The 15,811-nt window shown below is 65.3% G+C and carries 14 protein-coding genes; 8 read left to right on the top strand and 6 right to left on the bottom strand.

Going from position 1 to position 15,811, the window contains the following annotated elements:
• Positions 1-267 precede the first annotated feature (267 nt).
• Positions 268-999, top strand: a complete 732-nt coding sequence (locus B8V81_RS03825; RefSeq protein WP_101807770.1) for a hypothetical protein — start codon at positions 268-270, stop codon at positions 997-999.
• Here the strand turns inward: B8V81_RS03825 and B8V81_RS03820 are convergent.
• Positions 996-2,000, bottom strand: coding sequence for an NUDIX hydrolase (locus B8V81_RS03820; protein ID WP_101807769.1), 1,005 nt, complete (start codon positions 1,998-2,000; stop codon positions 996-998). The genes B8V81_RS03825 and B8V81_RS03820 overlap by 4 nt on opposite strands.
• A 313-nt stretch (positions 2,001-2,313) precedes the next feature.
• Between B8V81_RS03820 and B8V81_RS03815 the strand changes: the two genes are divergently transcribed.
• Positions 2,314-4,119 (top strand): ATP-binding protein, encoded by a 1,806-nt coding sequence (locus B8V81_RS03815; RefSeq protein ID WP_052333141.1) that lies wholly within the window; start codon positions 2,314-2,316, stop codon positions 4,117-4,119.
• A gap of 46 nt (positions 4,120-4,165) precedes the next feature.
• The gene (locus B8V81_RS03810) at positions 4,166-5,233 is read left to right on the top strand and encodes an FUSC family protein (RefSeq protein ID WP_052333142.1); all 1,068 of its coding nucleotides are present in this window, start codon (positions 4,166-4,168) and stop codon (positions 5,231-5,233) included.
• A gap of 154 nt (positions 5,234-5,387) precedes the next feature.
• Here the strand turns inward: B8V81_RS03810 and B8V81_RS03805 are convergent, their stop codons facing one another.
• The 5 genes from B8V81_RS03805 to B8V81_RS25605 all read right to left on the bottom strand — a co-directional run bounded on the left by B8V81_RS03805 (position 5,388) and on the right by B8V81_RS25605 (position 8,930).
• Positions 5,388-5,693, bottom strand: coding sequence for a hypothetical protein (locus tag B8V81_RS03805; RefSeq protein ID WP_028598552.1), 306 nt, complete (start codon positions 5,691-5,693; stop codon positions 5,388-5,390).
• A gap of 26 nt (positions 5,694-5,719) precedes the next feature.
• Positions 5,720-5,869 (bottom strand): hypothetical protein, encoded by a 150-nt coding sequence (locus B8V81_RS25110; RefSeq protein ID WP_156876705.1) that lies wholly within the window; start codon positions 5,867-5,869, stop codon positions 5,720-5,722.
• 101 nt (positions 5,870-5,970) lie between these two features.
• The gene (locus B8V81_RS03800) at positions 5,971-6,570 is read right to left on the bottom strand and encodes a TVP38/TMEM64 family protein (protein ID WP_028598553.1); all 600 of its coding nucleotides are present in this window, start codon (positions 6,568-6,570) and stop codon (positions 5,971-5,973) included.
• 16 nt (positions 6,571-6,586) lie between these two features.
• A complete protein-coding gene (locus B8V81_RS03795) occupies positions 6,587-7,801 on the bottom strand; it encodes an MFS transporter (protein WP_101807768.1) in 1,215 nt (404 codons plus the stop codon).
• Entirely contained in the window at positions 7,764-8,930 is a 1,167-nt protein-coding gene (locus B8V81_RS25605) for an MGDG synthase family glycosyltransferase (RefSeq protein ID WP_280522967.1), read from the bottom strand. The genes B8V81_RS03795 and B8V81_RS25605 overlap by 38 nt, the downstream gene beginning before the upstream one ends.
• Before the next feature lie 79 nt (positions 8,931-9,009).
• Between B8V81_RS25605 and B8V81_RS25600 the strand changes: the two genes are divergently transcribed.
• The 5 genes from B8V81_RS25600 to B8V81_RS03770 all read left to right on the top strand — a co-directional run bounded on the left by B8V81_RS25600 (position 9,010) and on the right by B8V81_RS03770 (position 15,703).
• Positions 9,010-9,399: a hypothetical protein gene (locus B8V81_RS25600; protein WP_244912715.1), complete on the top strand. Its 390-nt coding sequence runs from the start codon at positions 9,010-9,012 to the stop codon at positions 9,397-9,399.
• Between the two features lie 372 nt (positions 9,400-9,771).
• On the top strand, positions 9,772-10,956 hold the full coding sequence (locus B8V81_RS03785) for an IS256 family transposase (protein ID WP_101807766.1): 1,185 nt from the start codon (positions 9,772-9,774) through the stop codon (positions 10,954-10,956).
• A 922-nt stretch (positions 10,957-11,878) separates the two neighbouring features.
• Positions 11,879-12,853, top strand: a complete 975-nt coding sequence (locus B8V81_RS03780) for an aldo/keto reductase (RefSeq protein ID WP_028598555.1) — start codon at positions 11,879-11,881, stop codon at positions 12,851-12,853.
• Between the two features lie 400 nt (positions 12,854-13,253).
• A complete protein-coding gene (gene glpX / locus B8V81_RS03775; protein ID WP_028598556.1) occupies positions 13,254-14,234 on the top strand; it encodes a class II fructose-bisphosphatase in 981 nt (326 codons plus the stop codon).
• A 194-nt stretch (positions 14,235-14,428) separates the two neighbouring features.
• Complete coding sequence (locus tag B8V81_RS03770) at positions 14,429-15,703, top strand: type I glyceraldehyde-3-phosphate dehydrogenase (protein ID WP_228551714.1); 1,275 nt, start codon at positions 14,429-14,431, stop codon at positions 15,701-15,703.
• Positions 15,704-15,811 lie beyond the last annotated feature (108 nt).

Here is a 15,811-nt window from a genome sequence, read left to right as displayed (position 1 = left end):
GCGCGCAAGGCCGCGAAGGGCGGCGCTCGGCGGCCGGCGCGGGGCTCCGCCCGCAAGGCGGCGCCGGGCTCGGCGCGCAAATCCGCGCGCGCCGGGCGCTCCGGCGCGCTGAAGCCGAAGCGCCGCGGCCGCCGGCGTTGAGGGAGAGGTGCCGGCGGCGGCCGTCGCTGCGCGCGGTGCTGCGGCCGCCGCGCCGCGTGCAGCGGGCTGGCGTGCCGCGCCGGTTCGGCGCCAATGCGGCAGAAGCCAAACGGAAGGAAGGCGAGCTTGCTCGTCTTTCGTTCCGTTTGGCTTCTTTATGTTGCGGATGGATCGGCCGAATTGGCGGAGTCCGCGGGAACCAAGGCACAAATGCGCCTTGGATTGGCCGAATGGGCGGAGTCCGCGGGAACCAAGGCACAAATGTGCCTTGGATTGGCCGAATGGGCGGAGTCCGCGGCGACCAAGGCACAAATGTGCCTTGGATCGGCCGAATGGGCGGAGTCCGCGGGAACCAAGGCACAAATGTGCCTTGGATCGGCCGAATGGGCGGAGTCCGCGTCAACCAAGGCACAAATGTGCCTTGGATCGGCCGAATGGGCGGAGTCCGCGGGAACCAAGGCACAAATGTGCCTTGGATTGGCCGAATGGGCGGAGTCCGCGGCGACCAAGGCACAAATGTGCCTTGGATCGGCCGAATGGGCGGAGTCCGCGTCAACCAAGGCACAAATGTGCCTTGGATTGGCCGAATGGGCGGAGTCCGCGGGAACCAAGGCACAAATGTGCCTTGGATTGGCCGAATGGGCGGAGTCCGCGGGAACCAAGGCACAAATGTGCCTTGGATTGGCCGAATGGGCGGAGTCCGCGGGAACCAAGGCACAAATGTGCCTTGGATTGGCCGAATGGGCGGAGTCCGCGTCAACCAAGGCACAAATGTGCCTTGGATTGGCCGAATGGGCGGAGTCCGCGGGAACCAAGGCACAAATGTGCCTTGGATTGCATTCGGCTTGCTTTGCCTAGGCTTTGCCGCCGGCCTCCGCCAGTTGGAGCAGCCGCCGGAACAACCCGGCGTAATAGCCGTCGTGCCGTGGGACGAAGTGCTCCGCCCGTACAGCGAGGCTCGCCGCTACCAGCGCTGGCGCTCCGTCGCCCGCATTCGCGTCGCCGCCGTCCTTGCCGCATTTTGCACTCCCGGCGTCCCTGCCTTCGGCACTCCAACCGTCGCCCGCATTCCCGTCGCCCGCATTCCCATCGCCAGCACTCCCGCCACCACCGCCTCCGGCACTCCTGCCGCCGTCCGCATCCTCGCCGCCCCCGCCTCCGGCACTCCTGCCGCCGTCCGCATCCTCGCCGCCCCCGCCTCCGGCACTCCTGCCGCCGTCCGCATCCTCGCCACCACCGCCTCCGGCACTCCTGCCGCCGTCCGCATCCTCGCCGCCCCCGCCAACGGCACTCCTCCCATCGCTCGTACCCTCGCCGCCGCCGCCCGCACTACCCCCGCCAGCCAGCTCGGCGCCTTCCGCCCTCAGCTCGCTGAGCTCGCCTTCGAACAGCCGGATCATGCCGCGCAGCGGCGCCTCGTAGACGCCGAGCACCTCCTCCGGCTGCAGCCGCAGCGACAGCGGACGCCGCTCGCAGCGGAGGGCGTACTCCTCGCTCCGCTCATGGTCGATGAACGGCTCGCCGCCCGCGCTGCCGATCGCCCTGGCCTCGCTCCAGCCGAGATAGGCGAGCTCCTCGAACGCCGCGGCGATGCCGAGCTCCTCCTCCAGCTCGCGCACGGCCTCCCGCACCGTCTCGCCCGCCGCCAGATGGCCGGCCGCCGAGATGTCCAGGAAGCCCGGATACGTGTCCTTGCCGAGCTGCCGCTTTTGAAACAGCACCTTCGGCTCGCCGGAGCCGATGCGGTACACCCAGCAGTGAAAGCTGCGATGCCGCAGGCCGAGGCGATGCACGTCCCGGCGCGAAGCGGTGCCGACCGGCATCCAGCTTTCGTCGTAGATGTCGAATTGTTCTTCCATCCGGATCCGCTCCTTTTCTCATAGCCCTAGATCGACGTGCCGGCAATCCCGCAAACACGCCCTAGTGTACGCGAGCCGGGCGCGAAATTCCAGCCCGCTCCGGCTGTAAGCGCGCCGAAATCGCGGAAGCGGTTTCTGAAAGCGCCTCCCGTCCGGCATGAAAAGGATTTTCTTTCCTGCCGTCGAATTGGGTGGAAAGCCGCAGCAGGACCGGCTCCTCGAACCGATCTCCGTCAAGGAGGCGCGCGCCCGTTCCTGGCTGCGAAAAAGAGCTCCGGCAGAAAGAGAGATGAATGGGGGAGGACCCATTTACATGAAACCATACCTGACGATCGACCATCTGATTTACCTCCTGCTCGCTTTTATCATCACGACGTTCTCCTCGTACACGATGCTGAGCATGACAGGGGGGCTTCAGCGCACTCGGCCCGGCCGCTTGTTCTGGCTCACCGGAGCTGCGGCCGTGTTCGCGCTCGGCGTCTGGTCGATGCACTTTGTCGGCATGCTCGCCTATGATTACGTCATGACCGTCGGCGCGCTGACGGTCCTGCCGCTGATCGTCACGACGATCAGCGCGCTGTTCGCGCTGTCCTTCCTGCTGCGAGGCGGCCATCCCGCCTCCATCCTGCGCCAGCTGACGGCGTCGTCCATCCTGACGGCCGGGGTGCTGCTGCTGCATCTCATGGGCCTGCTGACCCACCGCCTCGGCCATTTCCGCGTCGATCCCATCTACATCTCCGTCGGAGCGCTGTGCTTCTTGAGCGCGACCGTCGCAGCCCTCCATCTCCACGCCAAATACGGCGGAAAATTCCGCCCGCTGTGCAGCCTGCTGCTGGCATGCGGCACGCTTGCCCTTCATGTGCTGTCCCTCGCCGGGACGACCGTATCGAGAACGATGTCGCCGCCGGACTACCGGCTGGACGATTACGTCATGCTCATGGGCCTGCTGCTCGCGCTGGCCGCGATCGTCATTTTCGCCTTCAGCATCATCGCATGGGTGGCCGACCGCCGCTACGGCCTCATCAACGAGCGGTACCGGCTCATCGTCGAGAACTCGATCGACACGATCGCCGTCATCAGCGGCTCCAATTGGGAATTCATCAATCGCTCGGGCCGGCGCATGTTCGAGATCCAGAACGAGTCGGAGATGGTCGGCCGCTCGGTCTACGAATTTCTTTACTCCGGCCATCACGAGCGCATGAGCGCCTACCTGCGGCCGACCTTGCGCCGCAGCGGCAAGGAGAGGAGACGAGGGGAAAGCCCTCCGATCGAGCTCGATTGGGTAACCGTCAAGGGACGGCTCATCAGCACGGAAGTCATCCTTTCGGAATCGACCTTCGTCGGCAAGCCGATCGTCGTCGTCATCATCCGCGACATCTCGGAGCGCAAGAAGAACGAGGAGCTGCTCATCAACTCCGAGAAGCTGTACGTCGCGGGCCAGCTCGCGGCCGGCATCGCCCACGAGATCCGCAATCCGCTCACCTCGCTCAAAGGCTTCCTGCAGCTGATGGCGAGCGGCCGCTCTTCCTCTGCCGGTTATTTCGACATCATGAAGTCGGAGCTGAGCCGGATCGAGACGATCGTCAGCGAGCTGCTCATGCTGTCCAAGCCTCAGGTGTACGAGATGGACTTCGCCGACGTCCGCGTCATGATGCTCGACACGGTGCTGCTGCTGGAGTCGCAGGCGGCGCTGTACGGCATCGAGATCAAGGCGGACTACGGCGACAATCCGCTTTGGATCTACGGCGTCGATTCGCAAGTGAAGCAGGTGTTCATCAACGTGCTGAAAAACGCGATCGAGGTCATGCAGGACGGCGGCGAGATCGGCATCGGCCTGCGCCGGGAGGACGGAGAGGCCGTCATTTCCGTCATCGACCGCGGACCGGGCATCGACGAGGAGCAGCTCGCCAAGATGGGGCAGCCGTTCTATACGACCAAGGACAAGGGCACTGGACTCGGTCTTATGGTATCCTATAAAATTGTGGACAATCATAAAGGACGGATCCGCGTCTCCAGCGAGCTCGGCATCGGCACGACGTTCGAGATCCGGCTGCCCTGCCGCAGCCACAACGCGCGCAGCTCGTTCCGGGAGCCCGAGGCTCCCGCCTCGGCCGGCTGAGGCGGCTGTCCGCTATTTTGCGCGAATCCAAAGGAGGCCCCGCACCATGACGATAGGCGCCCGCGTCCTCAAGACGGGCATGGCCGTGGCGCTGGCCATTTATTTGAGCGGCCTGTTCGGCTTCGTCAATCCGATTTTATCGGCCGTATCGGCCATCTTCACCCTGCAGCCGTCGATCTTCCGCTCGTGGCAGCAGGTCAGCGACCAGTTCCAGACGAACCTGCTCGGCGCGGCGATCGCGCTTGGCGCGGTGCAGCTCATCGGCAACTCGCCGATCACCGTCGGCATCGTCTGCATCGCCGTCATCCTCATCAGCATCAAGCTCAAGATGGAGGCGACCGTTGGCCTGACGCTCGTCACCGTCGTGGCCGTGATGGAGGCCAACTCCACCGGCTGGATGTTCGCCGTGGAGCGCTTCCTGCAGGTGCTGACGGGCATGGGGGCGGCGTTCGCTGTCAACGTGCTCATCTTTCCGCCGAGTCCGCGCCGCCAGTTCCACGATCTCGTGCATCAGAGCTACGCCCAGCTGTCGCTGCTGCTGCGCACGTCGATCTCCGACGAGATGAGGGAGCAGGTGTACAACGCGGAGAAAGACAAGCTTCAAGGCACGATCGGCCGCCTCGAGGAGCGCTTCAAGGTGCTCGAGGACGAGCGCAGCTTCCGCGCGTCGAGCCGGGCGGAGAGGGCCCGCCAGCTGCTGCTGGCGAGGCAGCTGATCCGCGTCGTGAACAAAGGCGCCGACCTGCTCGAGGTCGTCGAGGAGCATTATTTCTCCGCGCCGGGCGCCGAAGCCTGGGCCGGACGGATGGACGCCCAGATCGAGGAGCTGACCAAGTACCACGAATTCCTGCTGCTCAAGCTCGACAACAAGGTCAAGCCCGGCTCGTTCAGCCAGGCGGAGTCGATTACCGGCTCGAGCCTGGCCCGCCAGCTGACGGACTACCTGCGGGACAATCCGGAGGAGCATCGCCGGCTCGTCTTTGTCGCCTCGGCGCTGTTCGAGTACGGCTACCATCTGCGTCGCCTCGAAAAAGTGATCGAGCAGGTGCAGACGCGCGAGGCGGAAGGCGCCTCGAGCCGCTGGCAGATCTTCCCGCTGCGCGGCAAGGATTAAGCGGCGGGCGGAGCTTCGGCTAGCCGCGCAGCCTCGCTGCGGACATGCCGCCCGGATGCTTCCGGCTGTGCAGCCGCCAAAAAGGCGCATTCCGTATAGACGGAACGCGCCTTTTTTGACGTATGGCGAGAGCGGGCCCAAGCGGGCGCCGGGCCTACTCGTCGCCGCGATGCTCTTTGTGCTTATGGCGGCGCGGATGCTGGAGATGGTTCTCCGGATCGTTCGCGCCGTCATGCGGAATCTCGCGCGGGTCGGTGTGGCCCGCGTGATGGTTGCTGAATTCAAGCTCGGTCAGCTTCCATTCCGTCGAGCCCCACATCGGGTCGGCCGGAAAGACGTCTCCGCGCTGCAGCTTTTCCTCGCGTCCCCATTGGTTCGTGTAGACGCCGTCGACCTCGACATGCTCGCCCGAGACCGGTTCCATTTCGTTGTGGACGGGGTTGTCCTCGTTCCTGCTCATCAAGCTTTCCTCCTGTTCCGGGCCGGCTAGACGCCGTGCTTCTTGACTGCCGCGGCGTCGGCGTCGGACTGACGCTCGCTGGCCTGGGCTTTGCCGCGGCCGGAGCGGTCGGCTTGCGACTGCGCCTTGCGCGCGGACAACTGCTTGGCGGACGGCTGCTCGCCTGACATGGCCATTCTCCTCTCGGCATTGGACTGCCTCAACAGTGTGCCGCCGGAGGGGCTGTCCTATAAGCGGGCGGAGCAGGCAACTTTCGGCAGCGCCGGGACGGCGGCCGCTACTTGGCGAGGTAGCGCATCTCGAGCTTCTTGCCGCCCAGCCACATCGCAACGACGACGACGGCCGCCACGGCGATGCGCCAAGGCGCGAGCTCGCCGATATTGAAGCTGAGCAGCGAGATGATCATGATCATGACGGCTTTGCCGAGCAGCACGGCGAGCAGGAACGTGCGCAGCGGCAGCGAGCTCAGGCCGGAGGCGATGTTCACCAGCACCGACGGGGAAAAGGGAAAGCAGCTGAGCAGGAACACCGGCGTGAATCCGCGGCGCTCCAGCCAGTCGAAAAACTTGCCGGCGCGAGGGAAGCGCCGCTCCAGCCACATGCCGAGGCCCGAGCCGAACGAGCGGGCTATGGCGAACACGCAGATGGACCCGGCGCTGACGCCGATCCACGAGTAGAGGAAGCCGAGGCCGAGGCCGTAGATGTTGGCATTGGCCGCGATAAAGACGAACAGCGGCAGGAACGGCAGGAACGCTTCCGCGAACGGCAGCAGGATGCCGGGCAGCGGTCCGTAGTGGGAAAGCTGCTGCAGCGTATGCTCGAGCTGCTGCAGGTTCATGTTTTTGAGTTGGCTGAGCCACTTCTGGACGTGGTTCATGGAAAAAGCTCACAACCTATTCCGGTGGATTAGTGCGGCCGTGATCGGCTTCCGCGAGAGGCAGGAAGCCGTAGCACAGCCCGATGAGTCCGAACAGCAGGGCGCTCAGCCAGACGACGAACGGCTCGCCGCGCCAGGTGGCCGCGAGGCCGCCGGCGACGGGGCCGATCATGCCGCCGACGCCCTCCACTGTGCTCAGCATACCCCAGCCGAGCCCTTTCTGGCTAGGAGGAACATAGGCGGCGAGCAGCGCGTTCCAGGCGGGCAGCACGGCGGCGTAGGACAGGCCGAGCAGGGCGGCCAGCGCCAGGCACAGCCCGAAGCCGCGCGTGAAGGAGAGCGCGTACAGCGAGGCCGCGACAGCGAAGAAGCCGACGACGAGAAACCAGCGCCGATGGCGGCTGAGCCGGTCGGACAGCCTGCCCATCGGCAGGAGCATGCCGATCGTCAGCACGCCTCCGGCCGTGAGCAGCAGCGAGTACTGGGCGCCGCTCAGCGCCAGGCGGTCCGTCGCGAACGTCGGCAGGACAGTGACGAGCATGCCGGCGACGGCAGTCTGCAGCACCATGCCGGGCAGCAGCAGCCGCATCGCCTGCAGCCGCTCCCGGAGCACCGGCAGCTGCCGGCGCAGCGGCACATGCTGCGGAGCGTCCGCTCCGGTGCGGCCGCGCAGCAGCAGCGAGAGGGCCGTAGCGGCGGCGACGGCTCCGAGCAGCAGCAGATAGGCGGCGCCGCTGCTGAAGTCGAGCACGATGTTGCAGACGATCGGCCCGGCGCCGAGGCCGCCGAGCCAGATGGCATAGAGCGTGCCCATTTGCGAGGCTCGCTTTTCTTCCCTGACCTGGGTGAGGCAGACGATCCAGATCGGAGAGATGCCGACGCCGTACAGCGCGGACGCCGCGATGAACAGCCACGGCGCATGCGCGAGCGGCAGCAGCAGGATGCCGGCGAGCGAGGCGAGCATGCCCGCGAAGACGACGGCCCGGATCGAATGCCGGTCCAGCCAGTAGCCGATGCCGAGCTTGAGCGCCGTGTCGGTCAGATAGTGGGCGGCGATCGCCGCTCCGACCGTCCCCAGCGTCAGGCCGAGCGTATCGGTGCCGTACAGGGGCAGGAAGCTGACCAGCGCCGCCCCGCGCGCGAATTCGACGAGCAGCAGGACGGCGGCGAGCAGCGGGAGCTGGGAGCGGCTTCTAGCTTCGGAGCGCAGCAGCGATGGTATTGCCTTCATCCGAGGTTCCTCCTTGAACGGAGCTTGGCCGGATCGGCCGTTCTTTTCCAGTATACCCCTCGAGCCGCTGCAGCAAATCGTCGGCGATCCGTCCGGCGCCGTCCGGCCGGCCAAGCGCTCCCGTCCGGCGCGCGCTTTCCTTAAGACGCTCCGGGTCGTCCAACAGTTTCAGCACCGCTTCGACGAGCGCATCCGGCGTGCGGACGACGGCGGCCGCGCCCAGGCGCGCCGCGTAGGCCGCGTTGCGGCGCTCCTGGCCCGGTACGGGGCGGTAAAGCACGAGCGGCACGCCGGCCGCCAGCCCTTCGGCGATCGTCAGCCCGCCCGGCTTCGTCACGAGGCATGCCGCATGCAGCATCAGCTCCGGCAGCTCCTCGACGTAGCCGAGCACATGCAGGCGGCCCGAATCCGGGCGGCCGGCGAAGCGGCGGCGGGCGTCGCGCGCGAACGCCTCGTTGCGGCCGCAGACGAGCGCGAGCTGGACCTGCGGCCGCTCCGCGAGCAGCCGGCCGCAGGCGGGCAGCAGGCCGCCGAGGATGCCGGCTCCGCCGCCCATGAGCAGCACGAGCGGCAGCTCGGGATCGAAGCCGCGACGCTCCAGCGCGGAGCGGTCGGAGCCGCGCCGGCGCGCGTCGAAGCCGGGCCGGACCGGGATGCCGGCGAAGCAGACGCGCTCCTCGGGCACGCCTTCGGCGAGGAGCTCGCTTTTCATTTCCTCCGAGGCGGCGTAGTAGCGGTCGATGCCGGGGTGGACCCAGCGGCGGTGCAGGTCGTAGTCGGTGACGATCGCGGCCGTCAGCGCGGGACGGTCCGGCGATCCGGCGGGCGGTCCGGGAAAGAGCGGGAACGTATGCAGCACGAGGTCGGGCCGCTCCTCGCGCAGCAGCTGCCGCAGGCGCCTGCGACCGGGGGCGTGCAGGACGGCGGCGAGCGCCGAGCCCGGCGCCGCGAGGCGCGTGCGCTCGTACAGCCAGCCGTACACGCCGGGGAAGAGGCGGTAGCTGCTGCGGTAAAAGCAGCGAGAGAGGGCGTCCAGCAGCGGGTGGGCCTCGGCCATCAGATCGACCATTCGAATCGGGCCGCAGCCTCGTTCGGCGAGCTGGGCGCGGATGGCTTTGGCGGCCTGCAGATGGCCGTCGCCGTAGGAGGCGTACAGCAGCAGCGCCTTCGGCTCGCGGCGGAGCGAGCGGGACGGCGAGGCCGGGAGCGTGGTCGGAGCAGGCGCTCTCGCGGTACGCTCGGCGGCAGCTGGAGCGGAGAGCGGAGCGGAGGGCGGAGCAGACGCAGGAGCGGCAGAGGGCGGGAGCGTGGGCGGAGCAGGCGCTCTCGAGTCACGTTCGGCGACAGCCGGAGCGGGGGGCGGAGCGGACGCAGGGGCGGCAGAGGGCGGGAGCGTGGTCGGAGCAGGCGCTCTCGCGGCACGTTCGGCGGCAGCCGGAGCGGGGGGCGGAGCGGACGCAGGGGCGGCAGAGGCCGAGAGCGTGGGCGGAGCAGGCGCTCTCGAGTCACGTTCGGCGACAGCCGGAGCGGGGGGCGGAGCGGCAGAGGGCGGGAGCGTGGGCGGAGCGGACGCCGGAATGAGCGCCGAGCTTGAGTGAGGCGCGCGAACAAGAGATGCAGCGGATTCCAAGGGCGCGGCAGAAGCGGCGGACGAAGCGGGGGTTCGCAGGAACCGGAAGCGCAGGGCCATTTCGTTCAGAGCTCCTTTCCGGATGGAAGAAGTCGTTCGGCAGAGCGGCAGACACGGCGACGGCCGGGGATACGGCCAATCCAGGGCACAAAAGTGCCTTGGATTCAGAAATCCGCCGCGGATGGGTCGATCCAGGGCACAAAAGTGCCTTGGATTCAGAAATCCGCCGCGGATGGGGTGACGTACAATAAGTTGTGTACCAACATTTGGAGCCTAGCTAGGCACAAAAAAAGTAGGGTATTCTCGGGGTTACGACGCCACCAAGAAAGGACCCTACTTCATGACTAGTATAACCGAAAACCACCTGAACCATCTCTTTGAAAATTCTGTCATCCCCTTCGTAAAGGAGCGGATCGAGTTCCTCATTCGCACGGAGATTCAGCACCACATGGCCGAGGCTGCGGCAGCAGGTATCCGCAACAGCCGAAACGGCTACTACTACCGGGATCTGCACACCCGCTACGGCCTGATCGAGGATCTGGAGATGCCCCGGGACCGAAACGGCGACTTCCAGACGCAGCTGTTCGAGCCCTATCAGCGGCGCGACGGCTGGCTGGAGGAGGCCGTCATTCAGATGTACAAAGGCGGCATGCCGACCCGCGACATCGCTCGGTTCATTGAAGGCATGTTCGGTCAAGCATACTCGCCGACCACGATCAGCAACATTACCTCGACGGTTCTGGAAGACGTGGAACGCTGGCAGACCAGGCCGCTCGGCAAGCGCTACTCCGTCATTTACCTCGACGGCATGTACGTCAAGCTCAAGCGCAGCACGGTCAGCGGCGAAGTCGTTTGTTTTGCGATGGGCATCGACGAAGACGGGTACCGATCCATCCTCGGCTTCTACGTCGGGGGAAAAGAGAGTGCCAACGTATGGCGCGACGTGCTGAAAGACTTGCAGCAGCGCGGCGTGGAGGAAGTTTTGCTTGGCGTATTCGATGGGCTGCCTGGGCTGGATACGGCCTTCCGGGAAGCCTTTCCCAAAGCCGACGTCCAGCACTGTGTCGTCCACAAAGTGCGCTCGACCTTTCCCAAGATCCGCATGCAGGACAAGACGGACTTCGTTGCCGATCTCAAAACCGTCTACAACGCTCTAGACCGGGACTTGGCTTTGGCTGCTTTTGACCGGCTTAAGGACAAATGGCAGAAGCGCTATCCCAAAGAAATTCAGTCCTGGGAAAACCAGCTCGACACGCTGCTCACGTTCTACTCGTATCCCGCCGAAATGAAGCTGGCCATCTACACGTCCAATCCGATTGAACGCATGAACAAGGAATTCCGCAAACGACTTAAGCCCATGAACAGCCTGACCAACATGGAGGCGGTCGAGAAAATCCTTTACCTGACGGCTAGCGAGTACAACGAGTATTATGGCAAAAAAGTCATTCGCGGCTTCGGCGACCCGTCGGTAAAACGTAGGTTGAAGCAGATGTTTGAGAAACGCTACCCCCACCACCAAGAGTGACGTCAACCCATTTTGACTGGGAATATCTTGCTGCTTACACATACTTCTTGACGCTACCGCGGATGGGTCGATCCAGGGCACAAAAGTGCCTTGGATTCAGAAATCCGCCGCGGATGTGTCGATCCAGGGCACAAAAGTGCCTTGGATTCAAAAATCCGTCGCGGATACGGCCAATCCAGGGCACAAAAGTGCCTTGGATTCAGAAATCCGCCGCGGATACGGCCAATCCAGGGCACAAAAGTGCCTTGGATTCAAAAATCCGACGCGGATGGGTCGATCCAAGGCACAAAAGTGCCTTGGATTCAGAAATCCGACGCGGATGGGTCGATCCAGGGCACAAAAGTGCCTTGGATTCAAAAATCCGTCGCGGATGTGTCGATCCAGGGCACAAAAGTGCCTTGGATTCAGAAATCCGACGCGGATGGGTTGATCCAGGGCACAAAAGTACCTTGAATTCAAATTCGACGCGGAGGCGGCAGATCGGCGGCAGCCGCGCCTCTTCAGCCTAGCTTCGCCATGTTAGCGGAGCGTCATCGGCATTGAACGATTTTGTTAGTCGCAACCGCTCTCGTTTCATTTTTGGAAAGGTATATTGGAAAAAGCATGATAAGGGGTTCCCCTGAGCAATGATTGGGTTCCTGTCGAAGCAAAAAGCCGCTGTGCAAGAACGAAACGCGAGGGCGCTGGCAGGACGGGGCGTTCGTCCGCAGGTAGGCGGCATTAAACCACTTCCCTATCGTCTATATCTGGTCTATCAATAACCGAGGCAATAGTAACGTTGCCTTGCAGCCGCTAAAGCCGACTTTCTTGAGTCGACTTTTCGTCTATCGGCATGCAGCGATTTTTTTCCGCCGCCTCTTTCGTTCAGGTATACTGGTAGAGCAATTCATTTCTTGCGTCTGGAAGGGAGTTCGAAGGACAGATGGAGTACACCAAGCTTGGCCGCTCGGGGCTGCGGGTCAGCCGCCTCTGCCTGGGCACGATGAATTTCGGCGTCGGAACGGATGAAAAGGAAGCGTTTACGATTATGGATGCCGCGCTGGATGCGGGCATCAACTTCTTTGATACGGCGAACATCTACGGCTGGGGAGAGAACTCCGGCCGCACGGAGGAGATCATCGGCCGCTGGTTCGCGCAAGGCGGCGGCCGCCGCGAGCGCACCGTGATCGCCACCAAGGCTTACGGAGACATGAATGATCCGCTTGACGGGCCCAACGGCGAGTCGGGCCTGTCGTCGTACAAGCTTCGCCGTCATCTGGAAGGGTCGCTGCGCCGCTTGCAGACCGATCACATCGAGCTGTACCAGATGCATCACGTCGATCGCAGCGCCAGCTGGGACGAGCTGTGGCCGGCGTTCGGCGACATGCAGGCGCAGGGCAAGATCGGCTATGTCGGCTCCAGCAATTTCGCGGGCTGGGATCTGGCGGTCGCCCAAGGCGAGGCCAAGGCCCGCGGCGTGCTCGGCCTCGTTTCCGAGCAGCACAAGTACAATCTGCTGACCCGCCTGCCCGAGCTGGAGGTGCTGCCGTCCGCACAGGCGCATGGCATCGGCATCATTCCGTGGAGTCCGCTTGACGGCGGCCTGCTGTCCGGCAACATCCGCCGCGGCGAAGCGGGCCAGCGGAGCGGCGATAACCGCTCGGATCGGCATCGCGAGCAGCTGGAGGCTTACGGCCGCCTGTGCGACGAGCTCGGAGAGACCGAGGATCTCGTGTCGCTGGCCTGGCTGCTCCATCAGCCGGCCGTCACGGCTCCGATCATCGGCGTCCGTACGCTGGAGCAATTCGAGCGCTCCCTGCGGGCCGTCGAGATCAAGCTCGACGAGAGCACGCTCAAGCGCATCGACGAGATCTTCCCCGGCCCGGGCGGACAGGCTCCGAAAGCCTACGCCTGGTAAGGATATGCGGCCGACAGTTCTTGCCTGATCAGGGCTCTGTCTCCTAGACAAGGAGTCCTCGTTTGCGGCGATCAGGATGGACGGGCTCTACCAACAAAGACCGAACAGAAGGAAGCCGGGCTTCCTTCTGTTCGGTCTTTATTCGTAGATAAGGCAGCTTGCCTGCCTGGCTGTTGGCTATGCTGAGAGCTTTTTTGCAGGCTAAGCTCGTTTCCTTTCCTTCATCGCCTGTCTAAATAGTACGCACAATAAAATCATCCATCGCCTATTGTGACTCATATATAATATGTGTTACATTATATCCGGAAGATCCCTCCTGGCGGAGCAAGAAGCAAGAAGCAAGAAGCAAGAAGCGAGGGGCGAGGAGCCTAAATCGGCAAGCATGCGAAAGGATGAGGGCATGGAACGCGAATTGGCGCTTGAAGTGGTGCGGGTGACCGAGCTGGCCGCCTTGGCCTGCTCCCCGTGGATCGGGCGGGGCGACAAGATGATGGCCGACGGTGCGGCGACGGAGGCGATGCGGAGGATGTTCGGCTCGGTCTCGATCCGCGGACGCGTCGTCATCGGCGAAGGGGAGATGGACGAGGCGCCGATGCTCTATATCGGCGAGGAGCTCGGCGTCGGCAGCGGCCCGGAGGCGGATGTGGCCGTCGACCCGCTCGAAGGGACGGAGCTCGCCGCGCGCGGCCTGAACAACGCGCTGTCGGTGCTGGCGCTCGCGCCGCGCGGCCAGCTGCTGCATGCCCCCGACATGTACATGCAGAAGCTTGCGGTCGGCCCCGCGCTCGCGGGCCGGCTGCGGCTGCAGGATCCGCTTGCGGCGACCATGCGCAAGGCGGCGCATGAGCTCGGCAAGCCGCTCTCCGAGCTGACGGTGTCGCTGCTCGAGCGGGAGCGGCATGCGCCGCTGCTCGCCGAGCTGAGGGCGCTTGGCGTACGCGTCCGGCTGCTGACCGACGGCGACGTGGCCGGGGCGATGGCGCCTTGCTTTCCCGAGACAGGCGTCGATCTGTACGTCGGCTCCGGCGGAGCGCCGGAAGGCGTGCTGGCGGCAGCAGCCGTCAAATGCCTCGGCGGCGAGCTGCAAGGCCGCCTGCTCCCCGAGGGAGAGGAGCAGCTGCGCCGCTGCGCCGCGATGGGCATCGCCGATCCGTCGCGGGTGCTGCGCATGGAGGATCTGGTCGGCACGGGCGACGTCATCTTCGCCGCGACCGGCGTGACGCAGGGAGATTTCCTGGACGGCGTGCGCGAGCTTCCGGGCCGGCTCGCCACGACGCACTCGGTCGTCATGAGAGCGGCGACGCGCACGGTGCGCTTCATCCAGACGCGCCATGACCTGTCGCTCAAAGCCGCGATGCGCAGCGACCAGGCGCTCGGGTAAGCGCCGGCCGACTCTGGACCGACTGCCATCCAGCGGCCGCCGGGCCCGCCTCTGCGACGTCCACCGGGCGACGCCATGGCCATTCGCCGAATTCGGCTCAAGCCCGGACATCTCCGCGGGAGAGCTGGATGCGGCTTTCCCTTGCCTTATGAGGCGTCATATTGTTAATTATACGTCATAAAGGAGCTGCTTTCATGCGAATCGCCATCAACGGCACAGGAAGAATCGGCCGTCTCTGCATCCGCCGGCTGCTGGACCTCGCGGAGGGCTCGGAGCTCGAGCTCGTCGCCGTCAACACGACCTGCGCCCCCGACATGCTGGTCCATCTGCTGGAATACGACACCGTGCACGGCCGCTGGCCGGGACGGGTGAGGACGGACGGCGGAGCGCTGGTTCGGCTGGAGGCCGACGAGCGGCTGGATCGAACCGGGATCCCGCCCGGACGAAGCTCCTCCCCGCAGCCGAGCAGCCGAATCGACTCTGCGTCTGAGCGGAACCCGTCCACGCAGAACCGGATCGAGCCCGCGCCTGAGCGGAACTCGTCGCCCCAGAACCGGGTCGAGCCCGCATCCGAGCAGAGCTCGTCGCCCCAGAATTGGATCGAGCCCGCGCCTGAGCGGAACTCGTCGCCCCAGAACCGGATCGAGCTCGTATCCGAGCGCGACCCGTCCCGGCTGCCGTGGAGGCGGCTCGGCATCGACCTCGTCATCGACGCGACCGGGGCGTTCACCGATCGGGCGGGCATGGAAAAGCACCTCGAGGCGGGAGCGGGACGCGTCTTGCTCACTTCTCCGGGCGAAGCCGACCTGACCGCCGTCATGGGCGTCAACGACGAGCGTTTCGACCCGTCGGTCCACCGCTTCGTCTCCGCCGCCTCCTGCACGACCAACTGCCTTGCCCCCGTGCTCAAGGCCATGCACGAGGCTTTCGGCGTCAGGGGCGGCTGGGCGACGTCGATCCACGCCTTCACGAGCGACCAGAACCATCTGGACAACCCGCATCGCGACTGGCGCCGGGCCCGCTCCTGCGGCGCCTCCATCGTCCCTGCCGCTACCGGCGTCTCCAAAGCGCTGCGCGAGGTGCTGCCGGAGCTCGCTCCCGTCATCCGCGGCTCGGCGGTGCGCGTTCCCGTCGCCGACGTGTCGCTGCTGCAGCTGCAGCTCGAGCTGGCCGCGCCGGCAGCGGCGGACGAGGTCCGCGAGGCGCTGCGCGAGGCGGCTGCCGGGCCGCTCGCGCCGTATGTCGGCTACGCCGACCTGCCGCTCGTGTCCGCCGACTACATCGGCTGCGACAAGTCGGCGGTCGTCGACGGACCGAGCGTGCTGGCCCGCGGCTCCTCCGTGCAGCTGAGCGCCTGGTACGACAACGAATGGGGCTACGCCTGCCGGGTCGTCGACCTGGCGGCGCGGATCGCGGAGCGTGCTTCGGCCGCTGGCCGGCTCGGCGGCGCGCAGGCCGTCCGCGTCTAGCGGCGCCACGGACGCCATTGACCTTCAGCCGCATTGACCTTCGACGCCATCAACATTCAGCATCGCGAATCGTTCCCTTCCCATAGCTGCCGCTGCGCCAAGATGCCC

The organism is Paenibacillus pasadenensis, assembly GCF_002864175.1.
Classification (GTDB): Bacteria; Bacillota; Bacilli; order Paenibacillales; family Paenibacillaceae; genus Paenibacillus_O; species Paenibacillus_O pasadenensis.
Note: the sequence above shows the minus strand (reverse complement) of the source record. Positions and strands in the feature narration are given on the sequence as shown.

Excerpts from the sequence above, each read along its gene's own strand:
- B8V81_RS03820 (WP_101807769.1), bottom strand. The coding sequence starts at position 2,000 with ATGGAAGAACAATTCGACATCTACGACGAAAGCTGGATGCCGGTCGGC.
- B8V81_RS03815 (WP_052333141.1), top strand. The coding sequence starts at position 2,314 with ATGAAACCATACCTGACGATCGACCATCTGATTTACCTCCTGCTCGCT.
- B8V81_RS03810 (WP_052333142.1), top strand. The coding sequence starts at position 4,166 with ATGACGATAGGCGCCCGCGTCCTCAAGACGGGCATGGCCGTGGCGCTG.
- B8V81_RS03805 (WP_028598552.1), bottom strand. The coding sequence starts at position 5,693 with ATGAGCAGGAACGAGGACAACCCCGTCCACAACGAAATGGAACCGGTC.
- B8V81_RS25110 (WP_156876705.1), bottom strand. The coding sequence starts at position 5,869 with ATGGCCATGTCAGGCGAGCAGCCGTCCGCCAAGCAGTTGTCCGCGCGC.
- B8V81_RS03800 (WP_028598553.1), bottom strand. The coding sequence starts at position 6,570 with ATGAACCACGTCCAGAAGTGGCTCAGCCAACTCAAAAACATGAACCTG.
- B8V81_RS03795 (WP_101807768.1), bottom strand. The coding sequence starts at position 7,801 with ATGAAGGCAATACCATCGCTGCTGCGCTCCGAAGCTAGAAGCCGCTCC.
- B8V81_RS03785 (WP_101807766.1), top strand. The coding sequence starts at position 9,772 with ATGACTAGTATAACCGAAAACCACCTGAACCATCTCTTTGAAAATTCT.
- B8V81_RS03780 (WP_028598555.1), top strand. The coding sequence starts at position 11,879 with ATGGAGTACACCAAGCTTGGCCGCTCGGGGCTGCGGGTCAGCCGCCTC.
- glpX (WP_028598556.1), top strand. The coding sequence starts at position 13,254 with ATGGAACGCGAATTGGCGCTTGAAGTGGTGCGGGTGACCGAGCTGGCC.
- B8V81_RS03770 (WP_228551714.1), top strand. The coding sequence starts at position 14,429 with ATGCGAATCGCCATCAACGGCACAGGAAGAATCGGCCGTCTCTGCATC.